This is a genomic window from Bradyrhizobium sp. LeoB3, from assembly GCF_055456055.1.
The window spans coordinates 1-16,412 of record NZ_JBVBEF010000131.1; the positions used below are offsets into that span (position 1 = coordinate 1).

Sequence of the window (16,412 nt, forward strand, 5' to 3'; positions counted from 1 at the left end):
TCTCTTCTCACCCGAGGAGTGCGCCAACTATCTCAAAAACTCAGGATATGTTTCCGTATAAAAACATCACGCTCTAATAGCGCCAGCGCGGTGGCGGACGGCGCGGCGGGCGCGACAGCAATAGCCCGAGCGCCAAACCGAGGCCGCCGGCAATCAGCAAGGCGCCGATCGGATTGTCCTGCACGGTCTTGGTCAGCGCCTGCTGGCCGCTTCGAACGGTCTCGCCGCGATTCTCGTAAGCATCCCTGGCGTAGTTGACGGCGGTGTCCGCGGCGTCGCGCGCGGCATCTTTGGCCTGGCCGTAGAGATTCTGCACCGTGCCGGCGGCTTCGCGCGCGCGGCCTGATGCTTCCGTCTTGCTGTCACCGGCCATTTCACCGACGGTGCCTTCCGCCTTGCCGGCAAACTCCTTGGTGGCACCAGCGATCCGATCAGTATCCATCGCGGTCACTCCTCTCCGTTTCCGGGAAAGTAACCGGCGAGCCCAGCCGCGGTTCCTGTGCCTACAAAATCAACCCGCCGTCGACGACGATGGTCTGGCCGATGATGTAGGCGGCGAGCGGTGAGGCCAGGAACAGCGCGGCACCCGCCATGTCCTGCGGCGTGCCGAGCCGCCTCAGCGGAATCCGCTCCAGCGCGCCTTCGAGCCGCTTCGGGTTCGCGGTCGTCACCTTGGTCATCTTGGTATCGACCAGGCCCGGTGCGATGCCATTGACGCGGATGCCATCCTCGGCCCAGGCCTCCGCAAGCGTCCGCGTTAACCCGACCGCGCCGGTCTTCGAGGCGTTGTAGGCGGGATTTCCCATCGTCGAATGATAGGCGGCGGTCGAACTGACGATGATGAGCGAGCCCTTGCTCGCGCTCAGCATCGCCTGGAATTTGGTCGCACACGCCATCAGGCTCATGAGGTTGACTTCCATGACCTTGCGAAAGCCCTCCATCTCGAACTCGCCGCGGCGGTAGATCACCGCGCCTTGCGCCAGCACCAGCACATCGAGCCGGTCGAAGGTCGGCTTGAATTGCTCGATCGCACGAGCGTCGCCGACGTCGAGCTGCGAGTACTCCAACCCGTCCAGATGCGAACCTTCCTCTGCCGAATAGTCGCTCGCCTTGGCGCGCGTGCCGCAGACATGCACGCGCGCGCCCTTGGCGCGGAATGCTTGCGCGATGCCGTTGCCGATGCCGCTGGAGCCGCCCACCACGAGAACCTGCCTGCCGCTGAAATCGAGCTCGTTCATCGCACGTTTCTCCCTTGCTTCTTGCTTGTTTGACCTGTCTGCGGATCGATGCCAGCCTTGTCAATCCTGCAACCTGTTCCCTCCATCCCACTGGTCACACGATGTCCAAATTCAAACAGCTCAGCCGCTCGGTGAAAGGCTTGACCGTTCTCGTCACCGGCGCCGCCAGCGGCATGGGCCGGGCCACCGCGCTAGTGTTCGCCGCTGAGGGCGCCAATGTCGCCGTCACCGACATCACCGCCGAAGGCACGGAAACGGTCGCGCAGGAAATCGGCAAGAGTGGAGGGACGGCAAAGGCGTGGGTGCTCGACGTCGCCGATCGCAATGCAATCCCGGCCGTGATTGGCAGCGTCGCCGCGCATTTCGGCGGGCTCGACATCCTCGTCAACAATGCCGGTATCTCCGTGCGCGTCGCAATCGACGACGACGGCTATGATGACGCCTGGGCCAAGGCGATCGCGGTGATGCTGACCGCGCATCAGCGCATCATCCGCGCCGCTTTACCGCATTTGCGAAAATCGAAATGCCCGCGCATCGTCAATATCGCTTCCACCGAGGCGCTCGGCGCTACCGCATTGCACAGTCCTTATTCCGCGGCGAAGGCCGGCGTCACCGGGCTGACACGCTCGCTTGCCGTGGAACTGGGCCGCGAGGGCATCACTGTGAACTGCATCTGCCCGGGCCCGATCCGCACCGGGATTACCGACCGGATTCCGGAAGAGCATAAGACGATCTATGCCAAGCGCCGCACAGCGCTCGGCCGCTATGGCGAGCCGGAGGAGGTCGCGCACATGACCTTGAGCCTGTGCCTGCCGGCGGCGTCGTTCCTGACCGGCGCGGTGATCCCGGTGGATGGCGGGCTGATGGCGCGAAATGCGTGATGCGCTGCAACGTGTCCGGGCCGCCGCGTGCAAGGGGCCATGGGCCGGCGCCGCGTTGACTTGGCAACGTCACAGGATAGCCTTTCCTCAAACGAAGCGGAAAAACCGCCTGCACATGAGGAGAGAACGCCATGGCCATCGCGATCCGGCAGCTTCATCCGCATTTTGTCGGCGAGGTCACAGGCCTCGATCTGCGAAAGCCGCTGACCAGGCAGGAAGCGATCGAAGTCGAGGCGGCGATGGACAAATACGCCGTGCTCGTCTTCCACGACCAGGACATAACAGACGAGCAGCAACTGGCCTTTGCGCTGAACTTCGGCGAGCGCGAAAACGCGCGCGGCGGCAACGTGACCAAGAAGGCGGATTATCGCCTCTCCTCCGGGCTGAACGACGTCTCCAACCTCGGCAAGGACGGCAAGCCGCTACCCAAGGATCACCGCACCCATCTGTTCAATCTCGGCAACTGCCTGTGGCATTCCGACAGCTCGTTCCGGCCGATTCCGGCGAAATTCTCGCTGTTGTCGGCGCGGGTGGTGAACCCGAAGGGCGGCAACACCGAATTCGCCGACATGCGCGCGGCCTATGACGCGCTGGACGAGGAGACCAAGGCTGAAATCGAGGACCTGATCTGCGAGCACTCGCTGATGTATTCACGCGGCTCGCTGGGCTTTCTCGACTATAGCGACGAGGAGAAGGAGATGTTCAAGCCGGTGCTGCAGCGCCTGGTGCGGACCCATCCGGTGCATCGCCGCAAGTCGCTCTATCTCTCATCGCACGCGGGCGCGGTGCGCGGCATGAGCATGCCGGAGGGCCGGCTGCTGCTACGCGACCTCACCGAGCATGCGACCAAGCCTGAATTCGTCTATGTCCACAGGTGGAAGCTGCACGACCTCGTGATGTGGGACAATCGCCAGACCATGCATCGCGTCCGCCGCTACGACCAGTCCCAGCCGCGCGACATGCGCCGCGCAACCGTGGCCGGCACCGAGCCGACCGTCGCGCAGCAGGCGGCGGAGTAGCTGTTGTACGCAATCAACCCTCGTCATGCGCGGGCTTGACCCGCGCATCCATCACCTCTTCAAGAACGCAATTTTTGACCGATGGATTGCCGGGTCAAGCCCGGCAATGACAGCCTCACGCGTGGCCAGCTTCGTTCGAGAGCATGCCGACGTCGATGCCTATCTTGCGCAGGGCGCGGTCGTATTTGTCTTCGACGTCGTCGCCAAAGATCAGATCCGAATCGGCGTCGCAATGCAGCCAGCCATTGTGCTGGATCTCGTTTTCGAGCTGCCCCGGGGCCCAGCCGGCATAGCCCAGGGCCAGGATCGCATGCTTGGGGCCGGAGCCCTTGGCGATCGCCTTCAGGATGTCGACGGTCGCGGTCAGGCAGATATCGTCGTCGATATTCAGCGTCGCATCCTGGATGTAGAAATCGCTGGAATGCAGCACGAAGCCGCGGCCGGTATCGACCGGGCCGCCCTTCATCACCTTCATGGTCTCGGCATTTTCCGGCAATTTGATCTGGTCGGCCTTCTGGATGATGTCGAGTTGCACCAAGAGCCCCGGGAAATCGATGCTTCCGGCCGGACGGTTGACGATGATGCCCATCGCCCCCTCGGCGGAATGCGCGCACATGTAGATGACGGAGCGCTCGAAGCGGGGATCGCTCATAACCGGCATGGCGATCAGGATCTGGCCGTCGAGATAACCGCTGCCCGACGAATTGTCGCCGACGCCGGCCACCTTGCCGCGGGCGGTCTTTGGTGCTTTGCCTTCAGGAGTCATCTGAAAGGCCTCCATGCTGATTTGATATCCTGATATTGGGTGAGGCTTCTGTCAATCAAGCAGAGCGCCGTATTCGCGCCATCCATCACACGCAATTCAATGGTTTACGCAATAACCAGGCGGTAAAGACGTTCCATGATCGCCATAGTTCCCATGCGGGCTGCGCTCGGCCTGCTAGCCACTCTTTCAGTCGTCTGGCCTGCGACGGAGGTGCATGCCGAGGATTCCTCGCCCTGGCAGCGGGACGCCCATTCGGCGGTACGGCTGCTTGCAGGTTCGCGTAGCGGCGCGGTTTTGCTAGGCGGTATAGCCATCCAACTCGAGCCCGGTTGGAAAACCTATTGGCGTACCCCCGGCGATTCCGGTGTGCCGCCGCGTTTCGATTTCTCGAAGTCGGAAAATGTCGACGCGGTGACAGTGTTGTGGCCGGCGCCTATGAAATTTGACGACGGCGCCGGCGGCACCTCGCTCGGCTACAAGCACCAGGTGGTGCTGCCGCTTCGGATCGTCGCCAAGAGTGCGGACAAGCCGCTGACGCTGCGCGCCAACATTAACTATGCGGTGTGCGAGAAGCTGTGCATCCCTGTGGAGACCAGCGTCGAGCTTGCTTTTGCGAGCGTCGCTTCCACCGAGGACGGCGCGCTGTCATCCGCGCTCGACGCCGTGCCGAAGCCGGCCAATATCGGCGATCCCAACCCGGTGACGATCCGCGACGTCAAACGCAGCGGCAAGTCGACCGTGCTGGTCGATGTCGCCGCGCCCGAAGGCAAGGACGTCAGCCTGTACGTCGAGGGACCGACGCCGGACTGGGCCCTGCCGGTGCCGAAGCTCGAGCCGAACTCGCCGCCCGGGGTGAAACGGTTCTCCTTCGAGCTCGACGGCCTGCCGCCGGGCGCCAATCCGGACGGCGCCGCGCTGAAATTGACCCTGGTCGGCGGCGACCGCGCCTACGAGTTCAACACCAATCTGGAGTGATTAGGAATTAGTAGCCCGGGTGAAGCGCAAGCGTAACCCGGGGACAGTGGCCCCGCGCTGAAAGACGGGCCCCGGATTGCGCGGAGCCTGTCAACGGGCGCGCATCGCGCGACCCGTTGGCTCCATCCGGGCCACGGTTTCACCGTTATCCACCCAACCCATTCTTAACGTTTCGTTGATAGTTCAGGGCCCCTGTCGCAAACGCGCGGCATTTTGGGAATTTTCGCCTTGGCCGTGATGGACGCCCAATCCGCAACCGCTTCGCCCACGGGCATGATGGCGCGTATGCGCGGCCTGATCGGCGGCTCCGGCGAGGCATCCGTCACGCGGCGGCTCGCGGGGACGATCTTCGTCATCCGCGTCGTCAGCGCCGTCGCCGCCTATCTCTCGCAAATCCTGCTCGCGCGCTGGATGGGCAGCTCGGACTATGGCGTCTATGTCTATGTCTGGACCTGGGTGCTGCTGCTCGGCAGCATGATGGATTTCGGCATTTCGGCCTCGGCGCAGAAGCTCATTCCGGAATACCGCACGGCAGGCGAGCACGCGCTATTGCGCGGTTTTCTGTCCGGCAGCCGCTGGCTGACTTTTGCGGTGTCGACCGCGGTCTCGCTGCTGCTCGCAGGCCTCGTCAAGCTGCTGTCGCCATGGATCGGTACGGACACGGTCGTGCCGCTTTATATGGGCTGCCTGACGCTGCCGGCGTTCGTGGTCGCCAATACCCAGGACGGGATTGCCCGGTCGCATGACTGGATGCGGCTCGGCCTGATGCCGCAATTCATCGTGCGCCAGGGACTGATCATCGGCTTCACCGCGGGCGCCGTCGTGCTCGGCTTCGATCTCGGCGCCACCGCCGCGATGCTCGCCAGCGCCGCGGCGGTGTGGATCGCCATGATCGGCCAGATGCTGGTGCTGAACCGCCGCCTCGCGGCCCACCTCGAGCCGGGCGAGAAGGCCTACGACATCAGCGGCTGGCTTGCGGTCTCACTGCCGATCCTGCTGGTCGAAAGCTTTTATCTGCTGCTCTCCTACACCGATGTGCTGGTGCTGCAGCAGTTCCGCTCCTCCGAGGAGGTCGGCGTCTACTTTGCCGTGGTGAAGACGCTGGCGCTGGTGTCCTTCATCCACTACGCGATGTCGGCGACGACGGCGCATCGCTTCGCCGAATACAACGCGCTCGGCGACAAGGCGCGGCTATCGGCCTATGTCGCCCATGCGATCCAGTGGACGTTCTGGCCTTCGCTCGCCGCGACCATCCTCCTGCTCGCCTTTGGCAAGCCGCTGCTGTGGCTGTTCGGGCCGCAATTCGTCATCGGCTACGACATCATGTTCCTGGCCGCCATCGGCCTCGTGGTGCGCGCTGCAATCGGCCCGGTCGAACGTCTGCTCAACATGCTCGGCCACCAGAAGATCTGCGCGCTCGCCTACGCGCTCGCCTTCGTCATGAACCTGGTGCTGTGCGTCGCACTGGTACCGCGCTTCGGCGGCCACGGCGCCGCCATAGCGATATCGACGTCGCTGAGCTTCGAGACCGTGCTCTTGTTCTGGATCGTCCGCCGGCGGCTCGGGCTACACGTGCTGGCGTTCGGGAAGATCGGTTCCAGCTGATAGCAATCCCGGGCCGCGCCACATGTAATCGCAGCGTGACCGCAGCAGACCTGAAAGATCTTCTGGAACGCGTTCAGGCGTGGCCGAGGCTACGCAAGAGGAGCTTGCTGCCGTTGCGGAGCAAAATCGAGAGTGAACTGCGAGGCGACGCCTATGTCGTCACTTGCGGCAAACTGTGCGCGATCGACGACGCCATAGCCTCGATCGATGCCGACGACTTTGCGACCGACCGCGAAGTGGAGCGAAGCGAAGCAATCCATAGCGCCGCAAGTGGAGGCATGGATTGCTTCGCGGAGCCTGTCGTCGGGCGCGCATTCGCGCGACCCGTTGGCGCGCAATGACGGAGGCTGTCATTCCGGGGCGATGCGAAGCATCGAGCCCGGGATGACGGTGGAGAGTGTAGCGGCTAATTCGTCGGCATCACGTAGGCGTAGATACGGCCGCGGGAGACCGGGGCTTCGCGGACGCGGTTGCCGTTGTTGCCGGAGATCATGATCGGATTTCCCTTGGCATCGATGCCAGTGATGATGCCGACATGGCCGCCGCGGCGGCCCCGCGACATCACGGCGATGGCACCGACCTGCGGGCCGGAGACTCGCTGCCCGTAACGGGCGAACGAGCTCGCCATGTCGGAGCCGGTGCCGCGATAACCCGAATGCTGCAGCACCATGTTCATGAAGCGCGCGCACCACAGGCTGCCGCGGCTGGTCGGGTTGCCGCCGAGGTGACGGCGGGCTTCATCGACGATGTTCGACGAACCGAAGCTTGCCGCCTGCTGAGGCTCCGGCGACAGACTCGCATTGCTGTCGGCAAGGCCTTGCGCCTGCATCTGTGCGACGCCGCGCTCAAAGCGCGAGACGCGGACCCTGCGCCAGTGGTGAGCGCGGGCATGGTGATGCTTGGCATGATGACCGGCATGATAGGCCCTGGCGTGGCGCCCTGCGCCGTGATGAGGCCGTGCCGAAGCGGGAGAAATAGAAGCGACGATAACCGTCGAACACAACGCCAGCGCCAGAATTCGAAGCAACCGGCGGAACGCACGCAACTGAACCATACTTCCCATTTTTTCCTTCTGTTACACCCCCGTTTTCCCCGGTGCGCCCGTCTGTGGATGACATCTGGATGACAGCCGCAGCGCGTTTTGTGCCGCTCAATGTGGCAAGACAAAGATGTCGTGCCGCGCTGCGGCGAAAAATTGCAGGACGATTTCACGAACATTTGGAGGCGAAAAAGGAAACGAGGCCGCCGCATTGCAGCCGTGAAGGTTAATTGCGATCCTCGCCGCGCAGGCTCACAAGAAGGAAAAGGTTAAAATGCCCTATGCCGTCGCCAAGGATAATGTCCGCCTCTATTTCGAAGAGGTTGGGAGCGGAACGCCGATCATCTTCCTGCACGAGTTCGCGGCCGATCACACCAATTGGGAGCCGCAGATGCGTTATTTCTCGCGCGGCCACCGCTGCATCGCCTATTCCGCGCGCGGCTACACGCCTTCCGACGTCCCGCCATCGGCCGAGGTCTACAGCTACAAGCATTTCTACACCGATGCGCTCGCGGTGCTCGATCATCTCGGCATCGCCCACGCGCATTTCGTCGGGCTGTCGATGGGCTCCTATTCGTCGCTGCAGGTTGCGCTGAATGCGCCCGAGCGCGTGATGTCGATGACGCTCGCGGGCGTCGGCTCCGGCTCAAGTCTCGAACACCTCGACGCCTTCCGTGCGCAATGCCGGGCCAATGCCGAGCAGTATGAGACGATTGGATCGGAAGCGGTCGCCAAGGTGACGCGCGAGGCGCCGGGCCGGATTCCGTTCCTGGTCAAGGATCCGCGCGGCCATGCCGACTTCTATGCCGCACTCGCGCGCCACGATGCCAAGGGATCGGCCAACACCATGCGCAGCTTTCAAGGCGGCCGGCCCTCGATCTACACCATGGCGGAAGCGATCGGACGCGTGCCGACGCCGGCGCTGATCATCTGCGGCGACGAGGACGACAATTGCGTCGAGCCGAGCCTGTTTTTGAAGAAGCATTTGCCCGCGGCGGGGCTGACGTTCTTCCCGAAATCGGGACACGTGCTCAATCTCGAGGAACCAGCGCTGTTCAACGAGATGGTCGAGCGGTTTATTGCGTTGGTGGAAGCGGGAAGGTGGCTGCAGCGCGATCCCAGGTCGATGGTGTAACCGTCATTCCGGGGCACGCGAAGCGTGAACCCGGAATCCATTCATCCACGTGTTTTGCGGCGCAATGGATTCCGGGCTTGCGCCTTCGGCGCATCCCGGAATGACGAGGGGAGGTGCTCGCGGCAACAGTTTAGCCTGTCATTCCGGGGCACGCGAAGCGTGAGCCCGGAATCCATCGAGCCGCAGAGTTCGTGGAGGAAATGGATTCCGGGCTCGATGCTTCGCATCGCCCCGGAATGACGGAGGAGAGGTCTTCCGGAATGGCGGGGAGAGTACTCAGCGTCCCTTCCCGCCCCTGCTCAGCAGGAACACGCCCTGTTCGCCGAACATGTTCCAGACCCACCACGGCAGGTTCAGCGGCACCGGGCGGCCGTAGAGGTCGAGCGCGACGGCGCGCTCCATCTTGACGTGGATCTCGTCGCAGAGCTGCACGAAATCCTTGATGGTGCAGAAATGAATGTTGGGGGTGTCGTACCAGGTGGCCGGCAGATTTTCGGTGCGCGGCATGTGCCCGCCGATCAAAAGCTGCAGCCGCATCTTCCAGAAACCGAAATTCGGGAACGAGACGATGGCGCGGTGACCGATGCGCAGGAGATTTTCCAGCACAGCCTTCGGCTGCCGCGTCGCCTGCAGCGTCTGCGACAGGATCACGTAGTCGAACGCATCGTCGGGATAGTTGCCGAGGTCGGTGTCGGCGTCGCCCTGCACCACCGCGAGTCCCTTGGCGACGCAGTGGTTGACGCCTTCGCGCGACAGCTCGATGCCGCGGCCATCGATGCCGCGACTCTCCAGAAGCTGCAACAGATCGCCGTCACCGCAGCCGACGTCGAGCACGCGCGACCCGGGCTCAACCATTTCGGCGACGAGAAGATGGTCCGGACGAAGGCTCGTGCTCGCCTGCGGCGCCAAGCCGGGCAGCGGCAGAGCTTGCTCCTGAAGCGCCATCACTTAAGCCCCGCATCGCCAAGGCCGCGCGACTTGCCCGCCGAGTGCAGGAAGGCGCGCGAGATGTCGAAGAATTCGGGCACATCGAGCAGGAAGGCGTCGTGACCCTTGTCGGTCTCGATCTCCGCGAACGAGACCCGCGCGCTGGAGGCATTCAGCGCATGCACCAGCGCCCGCGCTTCCGACGTCGGAAACAGCCAGTCGCTCGTGAACGACACCACGCAGAAGCGGGTCTCGACGCCGCGGAACGCCTGCGCCAGCACGCCATTGTGGTCGGCGGCGATGTCGAAATAGTCCATCGCGCGCGTCAGATAGAGATAGCTGTTGGCATCGAAGCGCTCGACAAAGGACGAGCCCTGGTAGCGCAGATAGCTCTCGACCTGGAAGTCGGCATCGAAGGAGAATGTCGGCAACTCGCGATCCTGCATCCGCCGCCCGAACTTGCGATGCAGCGCCGCGTCAGAGAGATAGGTGATATGCGCGGCCATCCGCGCGACCGCGAGCCCGCGATGCGGATGCGTGCCCTGGTCGACATAGCTTCCGCCACGCCAATCCGGATCGGCCATCACCGCCTGCCGGCCGAGCTCATGAAAGGCGATGTTCTGCGCCGAATGCCGCGTCGAGCAGGCGATCGCGAGCGTCGAGAACACGCGCTCCGGATAGGCCGCCGCCCATTGCACCGCCTGCATGCCGCCCATGGAGCCGCCGACCACCGCGAACAGCGTCTCGATGCCGAGTTGGTCGATCAGCATCGCCTGCGCACGCACCATGTCAGGGATGGTGATGATCGGAAAATCCAGGCCCCATACCTTGCCGGTCGCAGGGTTCAGCGAGGCAGGGCCAGTCGAACCCATGCAGCCGCCAAGCACGTTGGAGCAGATGATGAAGTATCTGGAGGTGTCGAGCGGCCGGCCGGGGCCGACCATGGTCTCCCACCAGCCAGGCTTGCCGGTCACCGGATGCAAATTGTTGACATGCTGGTCGCCGGTCAGGGCGTGGCAGACCAGAATGGCGTTGGAGCGCTCGGCATTGAGCTCGCCATAGGTCTGATAGGCGATCTGGAACGGCGCGAGGTCGATGCCGCAGTCGAGCTTCAACGGCTGATCCATGCCGAACTTCGCCACCAGCGAGGACGGATGATCGGCCTCATGGGCGCGATCCTCACCCTGGATCGACGGACTCTTGATCGACTGCACCTTGGTCATTTGTGGCGCCTTCCTCCGACGCGGAGGTCCCGGACAGAAATCAGGCCATGAAAAACCCGGCCTGAACAAAGGTTCGGCCGGGATCGATCTGTCCCCGGCCTGTTTAGCGAATTCTTTAACGTGGCTGCAAGCCGGCCGGCTCAAATGACCACGGAGTGCTGGGAAAGTAGTCCCTTACCCGGCCTGCGTCAAGGCAAGTGGGGCCGTTAACCTAACCGTGACCTTTAGGCCGAGCTTGCGCCATCTGGCCCCATGGGACAGAACGGGGGCTCGCACTTTCTCCCTCTCCCCGCCCTTGCGGGGAGAGGGTTGGGGTGAGGGGCTCTCTCCGCGAACACGGTACCAGACGGATTCGCGGAGGCTCCCCCTCACCCGAAATTCAAGCTGCGCTTGAATTTCGACCTCTCCCCGCAGGCGGGGAGAGGTGAAGAGTCTGCTTGCTGATTGAAGAGAAACGACGGGCCCTAGCATGTCAAAACCGCCTCCGGCGCCGCCCTCGCTGGCCGAGTTGCGCAAAGAGATCGACGCGATCGATGAGCAGGTTCATCACCTGTTGATGGCGCGTGGCGACATCATCGACCGCCTGATCAAGGTGAAGCAGACCCAGGAAGTCGGCTCCGCATTCCGGCCGGCGCGCGAGGCCTCCATGATGCGCAGCCTAGTCGAGCGCCATCGTGGCATCCTGCCGCTCGACACCATCGAGAGCATCTGGCGCGTCATCATCTCGACCTTCACTTATGTCCAGGCGCCGTTCTCGGTGCATGCCGATGTCTCGGTCGGCGAATCCATGATGCGGGATTCGGCGCGCTTCCATTTCGGCTTCGTGGTGCCTTACGTCTCGCATTTCAGCGCGCAGGCGGCGGTCGAAGCGGTGGCGAAATCGAAGGGCGACCTCGCGCTGGTGTCGGCCATTTCCAGCCGCACGCCATGGTGGATCGACCTCGAGGCCGAGGGCGCGCCGAAGATCATCGCGCGATTGCCGTTCCTGGAGCGCGCCGATCATCCCGCGGCGCTGCCCGTGTTCGTGATCTCGCGCGTCGCTGACGATGCGATGGTGACCGAAGTCGAGATGTGGAGCGTGCGCGTTTCCGGCTGGAACGCCGAGATCGCCCGCGCGCTGGCCCCGCTCGCTGAAATCGTCGCGGTGCCGGACACCGCCTTCGACGGCGCGGCGCTTTTGGTATCGGTCGCCGGCCGCGGCTTCGAGGAGATCAAAATGGCCCTGATCCGCGCCGGAGCCTCGGTGCGCTCATCGGCCCTCGTCGGCAGCCACGCAACGCGCTATATGGTGCCCCCCGCCCCTACAATCCGGAGCTAGAGAGTTAGAGATGTCCCGCCCCGTGCCGAATCCCGGCATCCTCGATATTGCGCCCTACACCCCCGGCAAGAGCCCGGTGGCGGAACCGGGGCGCAAGGTGTTCAAGCTTTCCGCCAACGAAACGCCCTTCGGTCCCTCGCCGAAGGCGATCGAGGCCTATAAGCACGCCGCCGAACATCTCGAGGACTATCCGGAAGGCACCTCAAAGGTGCTGCGCGAGGCAATCGGCCGCGCCTATGGCCTCGACCCGAGCCGCATCATCTGCGGCGCCGGTTCGGACGAAATCCTCAACCTGCTCGCCCACACCTATCTGTGCGAGGGCTCGGAGGCGATCTCCACCACCCACGGCTTCCTGGTCTATCCGATCGCGACCAAGGCGAACGGCGCCAAGAACGTGGTCGTGCCGGAGACCGACTACACCGCAAGTGTCGATGCGATCCTTGAGGCGGTCACGCCGCGGACCAAGCTGATCTGGCTCGCCAATCCGAACAACCCGACCGGCACCTATCTGCCGTTCGACGAGGTCAAGCGCTTGCGCGCAGGCCTGCCGTCGAACGTGCTGCTGGTGATCGACGCCGCCTATTCCGATTACGTGGTGCGCAACGACTATGGCCTCGGTCTTGAACTGTGTGCGACGACCGAGAACACGGTCATGACCCACACCTTTTCCAAGATCCACGGGCTCGCGGCGCTCCGCGTCGGCTGGATGTTCGGCCCGGCGCATATCGTCGATGCGGTGAACCGGATTCGCGGCCCCTTCAACGTTTCTACTCCGGCGATGCTCGCGGCGGTGGCCGCGGTCGAGGACACCGCGCATGTCGAGATGTCCAGGGTGCACAACGAAAAATGGCGGAGCTGGGTGACGGACGAGGTCCGCAAGCTCGGGCTGAAGGTGACGCCGAGCGTCGCCAATTTCGTGCTGATCCATTTCCCGACCGAAAAGGGCAAGACCTCGGCCGAGGCGGACGCGTTCCTCACCAAGCGCGGACTGGTGCTGCGTGCCGTGAACAATTACGGCCTGCCGCACGCGCTGCGCATGACCATCGGCACCGAGGAGGCCAACCGCCTCGTGGTCGAGGGCCTGCGCGATTTCATGGATCAGAAGTGAACGCCGCGCCGCACTTTCAACGCATCGCGCTGATCGGCTTCGGCCTGATCGGCGGCTCGATCGCGCGCGGCGCGCGGGCGCAGGGGCTCGTCGGCGAGATCGTCACCACCGCGCGCTCGGAAAAGACGCGCGCGCGGGTCGCCGAGCTCGGCATCGTCGACCGCGTGGTGGAGAACAATGCGGAGGCGGTCAAAGACGCCGATCTCGTCATCCTCTGCATTCCCGTCGGCGCCTGCGGACCCGTGGCGGCGGAGATCGCGCCTTACCTGAAGAAGGGCACCATCGTCTCCGATGTCGGCTCGGTCAAGGGCGCCATCGTCAGGGACATGGGGCCACATATCCCTGCTGGTGTGCACTTCGTGCCCGCGCATCCGGTGGCGGGCACCGAGCACTCTGGTCCCGATTCCGGTTTCGCCGAGCTGTTCATCAACCGCTGGTGCATCCTGACGCCGCCCGAGGGCACTGAGGCGGGCGCGATCGGCAGGCTGCGTGACTTCTGGGCCGCGCTCGGCGCCAAGGTCGAGATCATGACGCCTGATCATCATGACCTCGTGCTCGCGATCACCAGCCATTTGCCGCATCTGATCGCCTACACCATCGTCGGCACCGCCGACGAGCTGGCGCAGGTGACGTCGTCGGAAGTGATCAAATTCTCCGCCGGCGGCTTCCGCGATTTCACCCGCATCGCGGCGTCCGATCCGACGATGTGGCGCGACGTGTTCCTGAGCAACAAGGACGCGGTGCTGGAGATGCTCGGCACCTTCAACGAGGATCTCTCGAAACTGACGCGCGCGATCCGCCGCGGCGACGGCGAAGCGCTGTTCGACCACTTCACCCGCACCCGCGCCATCCGCCGCGGCATCGTCGAGATCGGCCAGGATTCGGCCGCGCCGGACTTCGGCCGGCCGCATGCGAATCTGGAGAAGAAATAGCGCGGGACTTCGTAGCCCGGGCGGAGCCAACGGGTCGCGCGAACGCGCGCCCGATGACAGGCTCCGCGCAACCCGGGACAGCTTGCGATGCGGGCTGAGAATCCCCGGGTTGCGCTGCGCTTCACCCGGGCTACGGAAGCTAGAACAGCGGTGGGATTTGTCCGACCTTGATCGGGCCGAGCAGCACCGCGCCGTCGACGAAGCGCAGCGGGAAGCTGCGCGCCTTCTTGCCTTCGAGCATGGCTTCGCTGCCGAGCGAATTGATGCTGGCGGCAACGCCGACATTGGCGTTCTGCTTGACCATCTTGCCGAGACCAGGGACCGCGCGGTCGAGCGCGCCGAAGAGATTGTTGAGATCCTGCGTCTTCACGCCGGGCGCGACGCGGTCGAGCGTCGATTGCGGCACGCCCTCCTCGAGCATCTTCTCGATCCCCAGCGCCGGGACCACGCGCTCGAGGCCGGTGACCGTCATCTGCAATTCGCCGTCGATGCGGCCGCTCGCGTTGAGGCTCAAGGTGCCCGCGGAGATCGCGATCATCTCGCCCTGCTGGATGCGCGACTGCACGATCTCGACATGGCCGCCGGCGGCCTGGATCTCGCGGAAGCGCTCCGGCCACGGCTTTGGCGTGAAATCCTTCAAGCCGGAAATTTTGGTACGGATGTCGGCATCGAACGGCGTCGCCAGCACCGGATGCACGTCCTGCAGGCTGCCGCCATTGATCTGCAGCGCGGTCTCGATCACCGGGTTGTCCAGGGACGAGCCTTCGGCGAGGCGGCCGTGCAGCTCGACGTGACCCGCGCGGCCGAGCGGCGTCTGCACAGAGCCATTGACGCGGTCGATCGAGGGATCGTCGAACACCAGCGAGCCGCGTTGCGGCACTGCCGGCAGGCCCGCCACGCTGGCGCGCCCCGAGCGCCAGTTGACGGCGAGCTGTGGCTGTGCGCCTCGCTCGGCGAGCGTCGCCGGCGCCTTGAATTCGGCGATCACGCGTGTGGGGTCGTAGACCTGCGCCACCACCAGGATCTCGCCGAGCCGCGCGGTGAACGGCGTCTGCGCGCCGGCCGTCTGCGAGATCAAGGTCACGCTGGCGTCCTTACAGCTGATCTCGAGACGGAAGGGGTAACCCGCGACCGATCGGTTGCCGCAATCATAGACCCGGCCCGCCTTCGCCTCCTGCGCGCGCCAGGCGTCGGCCTGCACCCAGACCTGGGACGAGGCATAGAACCAGAACGCGCTCCACGCCACGGCGAGGATCAGGACGAGGACGGGGGCGGCAAAGAGACGCCAACGCGAGCGCCGGTGCGGCGCGGGGGTCATATCAGGCATGCGGCGACCTCTGGCTGTCAATTTTGGCAAATGTAAGCGGCAAATGCCGGCCGGAAAGCCGATGAAACCGCTTCGCTTCGCCCCGCGCTTTTGCTAGCCCTTGCGCCGATGTCCGCGCAACTCCTCTCCCCGCCCGAATCAGGTGATAGCGACCTCTGGGTATTCGGTTACGGCTCGCTGATGTGGAAGCCGGGTTTTGACTTCGAGGAACAGGTGCAGGCGCGGCTGATCGGCGAGCATCGCGCGCTCTGCGTGTATTCCTTCGACCATCGCGGCACGCCGGAAAAGCCGGGGCTGGTGCTCGGGCTCGACCGCGGCGGCGCCTGCCGCGGCATCGCGTTCCGCGTCGCGGCGAAGCGGCGCAGCGAGACCATCGCCTATCTGCGCGGCCGCGAGCAGACCACCAACGTCTATCGCGAGGTGCACCGCTCGGTGTGGCTCGAGGACGACCCGCGGTCACGGGTGGCCGCGCTGACTTACGTCGTAGACCGCAGCCATGTGCAGTACGCCGGCCGGCTGACGCTGGCCGACCAGCTCCGCTACGTGCAGCAGGGCCACGGCCGCTCGGGCAACAACCGCGACTATGTGCTGTCCACGGTGCTCGCGATCGAGAAGCAGGGTTTTCGCGATCCGCAGTTGCACAAGCTCGCGACGATGCTGCACGACGCGCATCCCATCGAGCTGCCGCTGCAGGAAGGAACGTAGCTAAAGCGGGATGGCTCTTGTTTGAATCGGCGTGGCAGCGTTTGCCCACCTCTCCCATAGGGAGAGGTCGCGCGAAGCGCGGGTGAGGGGTCGCGGTCCATCGTTAGAGCCGCGGCCCCTCACCCGATTTGCTGCGCAAATCGACCTCTCCCCGACGGGGAGAGGTAAGGCACCTCCGACGTGGCGCCAACTCGACCTGATCTCATCATGCTCT

17 protein-coding genes and 1 riboswitch are annotated in these 16,412 nt (G+C 64.3%); of the genes, 10 read left to right on the top strand and 7 right to left on the bottom strand.

The window, feature by feature from the left end:
• Window positions 1–73: 73 nt before the first annotated feature.
• Both ACZXDY_RS40775 and ACZXDY_RS40780 read right to left on the bottom strand, forming a co-directional pair.
• Window positions 74–442, bottom strand: coding sequence for a CsbD family protein (locus tag ACZXDY_RS40775; protein WP_208828692.1), 369 nt, complete (start codon window positions 440–442; stop codon window positions 74–76).
• Window positions 443–503: 61 nt separating this feature from the next.
• Window positions 504–1,238, bottom strand: a complete 735-nt coding sequence (locus ACZXDY_RS40780) for an SDR family NAD(P)-dependent oxidoreductase (protein ID WP_130229636.1) — start codon at window positions 1,236–1,238, stop codon at window positions 504–506.
• Window positions 1,239–1,339: 101 nt separating this feature from the next.
• Here ACZXDY_RS40780 and ACZXDY_RS40785 point away from each other — a divergent pair, with 101 nt between their 5' ends.
• Entirely contained in the window at window positions 1,340–2,119 is a 780-nt protein-coding gene (locus ACZXDY_RS40785; protein ID WP_464349376.1) for an SDR family NAD(P)-dependent oxidoreductase, read from the top strand.
• 131 nt (window positions 2,120–2,250) lie between these two features.
• Window positions 2,251–3,138: a TauD/TfdA dioxygenase family protein gene (locus ACZXDY_RS40790; RefSeq protein ID WP_464349377.1), complete on the top strand. Its 888-nt coding sequence runs from the start codon at window positions 2,251–2,253 to the stop codon at window positions 3,136–3,138.
• Window positions 3,139–3,253: 115 nt separating this feature from the next.
• On the opposite strand, the gene ACZXDY_RS40795 is transcribed toward ACZXDY_RS40790, so the two are convergent.
• Entirely contained in the window at window positions 3,254–3,904 is a 651-nt protein-coding gene (locus ACZXDY_RS40795; RefSeq protein WP_028163748.1) for a YqgE/AlgH family protein, read from the bottom strand.
• Window positions 3,905–4,039: 135 nt separating this feature from the next.
• On the opposite strand from ACZXDY_RS40795, the gene ACZXDY_RS40800 reads away from it, so the two are divergent.
• The 3 genes from ACZXDY_RS40800 to ACZXDY_RS40810 all read left to right on the top strand — a co-directional run bounded on the left by ACZXDY_RS40800 (window position 4,040) and on the right by ACZXDY_RS40810 (window position 6,825).
• Window positions 4,040–4,879, top strand: a complete 840-nt coding sequence (locus ACZXDY_RS40800; protein ID WP_456640915.1) for a protein-disulfide reductase DsbD domain-containing protein — start codon at window positions 4,040–4,042, stop codon at window positions 4,877–4,879.
• A gap of 228 nt (window positions 4,880–5,107) precedes the next feature.
• Window positions 5,108–6,484 carry a lipopolysaccharide biosynthesis protein gene (locus ACZXDY_RS40805; RefSeq protein ID WP_464349378.1) on the top strand — a complete coding sequence of 459 codons (1,377 nt, stop codon included), beginning with the start codon at window positions 5,108–5,110 and terminating at the stop codon, window positions 6,482–6,484.
• 113 nt (window positions 6,485–6,597) lie between these two features.
• Complete coding sequence (locus tag ACZXDY_RS40810) at window positions 6,598–6,825, top strand: hypothetical protein (RefSeq protein WP_464349379.1); 228 nt, start codon at window positions 6,598–6,600, stop codon at window positions 6,823–6,825.
• Between the two features lie 65 nt (window positions 6,826–6,890).
• Here the strand turns inward: ACZXDY_RS40810 and ACZXDY_RS40815 are convergent, their stop codons facing one another.
• Complete coding sequence (locus tag ACZXDY_RS40815) at window positions 6,891–7,538, bottom strand: TIGR02594 family protein (RefSeq protein WP_464349385.1); 648 nt, start codon at window positions 7,536–7,538, stop codon at window positions 6,891–6,893.
• 259 nt (window positions 7,539–7,797) lie between these two features.
• Here ACZXDY_RS40815 and ACZXDY_RS40820 point away from each other — a divergent pair, with 259 nt between their 5' ends.
• Window positions 7,798–8,658, top strand: coding sequence for an alpha/beta fold hydrolase (locus ACZXDY_RS40820; protein ID WP_464349380.1), 861 nt, complete (start codon window positions 7,798–7,800; stop codon window positions 8,656–8,658).
• Window positions 8,659–8,934: 276 nt separating this feature from the next.
• On the opposite strand, the gene metW is transcribed toward ACZXDY_RS40820, so the two are convergent.
• Together metW and metX are read right to left on the bottom strand one after the other, a co-directional pair.
• Window positions 8,935–9,603 (bottom strand): methionine biosynthesis protein MetW, encoded by a 669-nt coding sequence (metW, locus tag ACZXDY_RS40825; protein WP_028163754.1) that lies wholly within the window; start codon window positions 9,601–9,603, stop codon window positions 8,935–8,937.
• On the bottom strand, window positions 9,603–10,808 hold the full coding sequence (gene metX, locus ACZXDY_RS40830) for a homoserine O-acetyltransferase MetX (protein WP_464349381.1): 1,206 nt from the start codon (window positions 10,806–10,808) through the stop codon (window positions 9,603–9,605). The genes metW and metX overlap by 1 nt, the downstream gene beginning before the upstream one ends.
• An 82-nt stretch (window positions 10,809–10,890) precedes the next feature.
• A riboswitch (SAM riboswitch) is annotated at window positions 10,891–10,970 on the bottom strand.
• A gap of 307 nt (window positions 10,971–11,277) precedes the next feature.
• Between metX and ACZXDY_RS40835 the strand changes: the two genes are divergently transcribed.
• Genes ACZXDY_RS40835 through ACZXDY_RS40845 form a run of 3 tightly spaced genes read left to right on the top strand, consistent with a single transcriptional unit; the run spans window position 11,278 to window position 14,166 of the window.
• Window positions 11,278–12,126: a chorismate mutase gene (locus tag ACZXDY_RS40835; protein WP_028163756.1), complete on the top strand. Its 849-nt coding sequence runs from the start codon at window positions 11,278–11,280 to the stop codon at window positions 12,124–12,126.
• 10 nt (window positions 12,127–12,136) lie between these two features.
• The gene (gene hisC / locus ACZXDY_RS40840; protein ID WP_464349382.1) at window positions 12,137–13,234 is read left to right on the top strand and encodes a histidinol-phosphate transaminase; all 1,098 of its coding nucleotides are present in this window, start codon (window positions 12,137–12,139) and stop codon (window positions 13,232–13,234) included.
• Complete coding sequence (locus ACZXDY_RS40845) at window positions 13,231–14,166, top strand: prephenate/arogenate dehydrogenase family protein (RefSeq protein ID WP_464349383.1); 936 nt, start codon at window positions 13,231–13,233, stop codon at window positions 14,164–14,166. Before hisC ends, ACZXDY_RS40845 begins: the two co-directional genes overlap by 4 nt.
• A 139-nt stretch (window positions 14,167–14,305) precedes the next feature.
• On the opposite strand, the gene ACZXDY_RS40850 is transcribed toward ACZXDY_RS40845, so the two are convergent.
• Complete coding sequence (locus ACZXDY_RS40850) at window positions 14,306–15,493, bottom strand: DUF2125 domain-containing protein (RefSeq protein ID WP_464349384.1); 1,188 nt, start codon at window positions 15,491–15,493, stop codon at window positions 14,306–14,308.
• A 108-nt stretch (window positions 15,494–15,601) separates the two neighbouring features.
• On the opposite strand from ACZXDY_RS40850, the gene ACZXDY_RS40855 reads away from it, so the two are divergent.
• A complete protein-coding gene (locus tag ACZXDY_RS40855) occupies window positions 15,602–16,198 on the top strand; it encodes a gamma-glutamylcyclotransferase (RefSeq protein ID WP_028163760.1) in 597 nt (198 codons plus the stop codon).
• The last annotated feature ends 214 nt before the right edge of the window (window positions 16,199–16,412 follow it).

Coding starts and splice junctions, on each gene's coding strand:
- ACZXDY_RS40775 (WP_208828692.1), bottom strand. CDS start 442: ATGGATACTGATCGGATCGCTGGTGCCACCAAGGAGTTTGCCGGCAAG.
- ACZXDY_RS40780 (WP_130229636.1), bottom strand. CDS start 1,238: ATGAACGAGCTCGATTTCAGCGGCAGGCAGGTTCTCGTGGTGGGCGGC.
- ACZXDY_RS40785 (WP_464349376.1), top strand. CDS start 1,340: ATGTCCAAATTCAAACAGCTCAGCCGCTCGGTGAAAGGCTTGACCGTT.
- ACZXDY_RS40790 (WP_464349377.1), top strand. CDS start 2,251: ATGGCCATCGCGATCCGGCAGCTTCATCCGCATTTTGTCGGCGAGGTC.
- ACZXDY_RS40795 (WP_028163748.1), bottom strand. CDS start 3,904: ATGACTCCTGAAGGCAAAGCACCAAAGACCGCCCGCGGCAAGGTGGCC.
- ACZXDY_RS40800 (WP_456640915.1), top strand. CDS start 4,040: ATGATCGCCATAGTTCCCATGCGGGCTGCGCTCGGCCTGCTAGCCACT.
- ACZXDY_RS40815 (WP_464349385.1), bottom strand. CDS start 7,538: ATGGTTCAGTTGCGTGCGTTCCGCCGGTTGCTTCGAATTCTGGCGCTG.
- ACZXDY_RS40820 (WP_464349380.1), top strand. CDS start 7,798: ATGCCCTATGCCGTCGCCAAGGATAATGTCCGCCTCTATTTCGAAGAG.
- metW (WP_028163754.1), bottom strand. CDS start 9,603: ATGGCGCTTCAGGAGCAAGCTCTGCCGCTGCCCGGCTTGGCGCCGCAG.
- metX (WP_464349381.1), bottom strand. CDS start 10,808: ATGACCAAGGTGCAGTCGATCAAGAGTCCGTCGATCCAGGGTGAGGAT.
- ACZXDY_RS40835 (WP_028163756.1), top strand. CDS start 11,278: ATGTCAAAACCGCCTCCGGCGCCGCCCTCGCTGGCCGAGTTGCGCAAA.
- hisC (WP_464349382.1), top strand. CDS start 12,137: ATGTCCCGCCCCGTGCCGAATCCCGGCATCCTCGATATTGCGCCCTAC.
- ACZXDY_RS40850 (WP_464349384.1), bottom strand. CDS start 15,493: ATGCCTGATATGACCCCCGCGCCGCACCGGCGCTCGCGTTGGCGTCTC.
- ACZXDY_RS40855 (WP_028163760.1), top strand. CDS start 15,602: ATGTCCGCGCAACTCCTCTCCCCGCCCGAATCAGGTGATAGCGACCTC.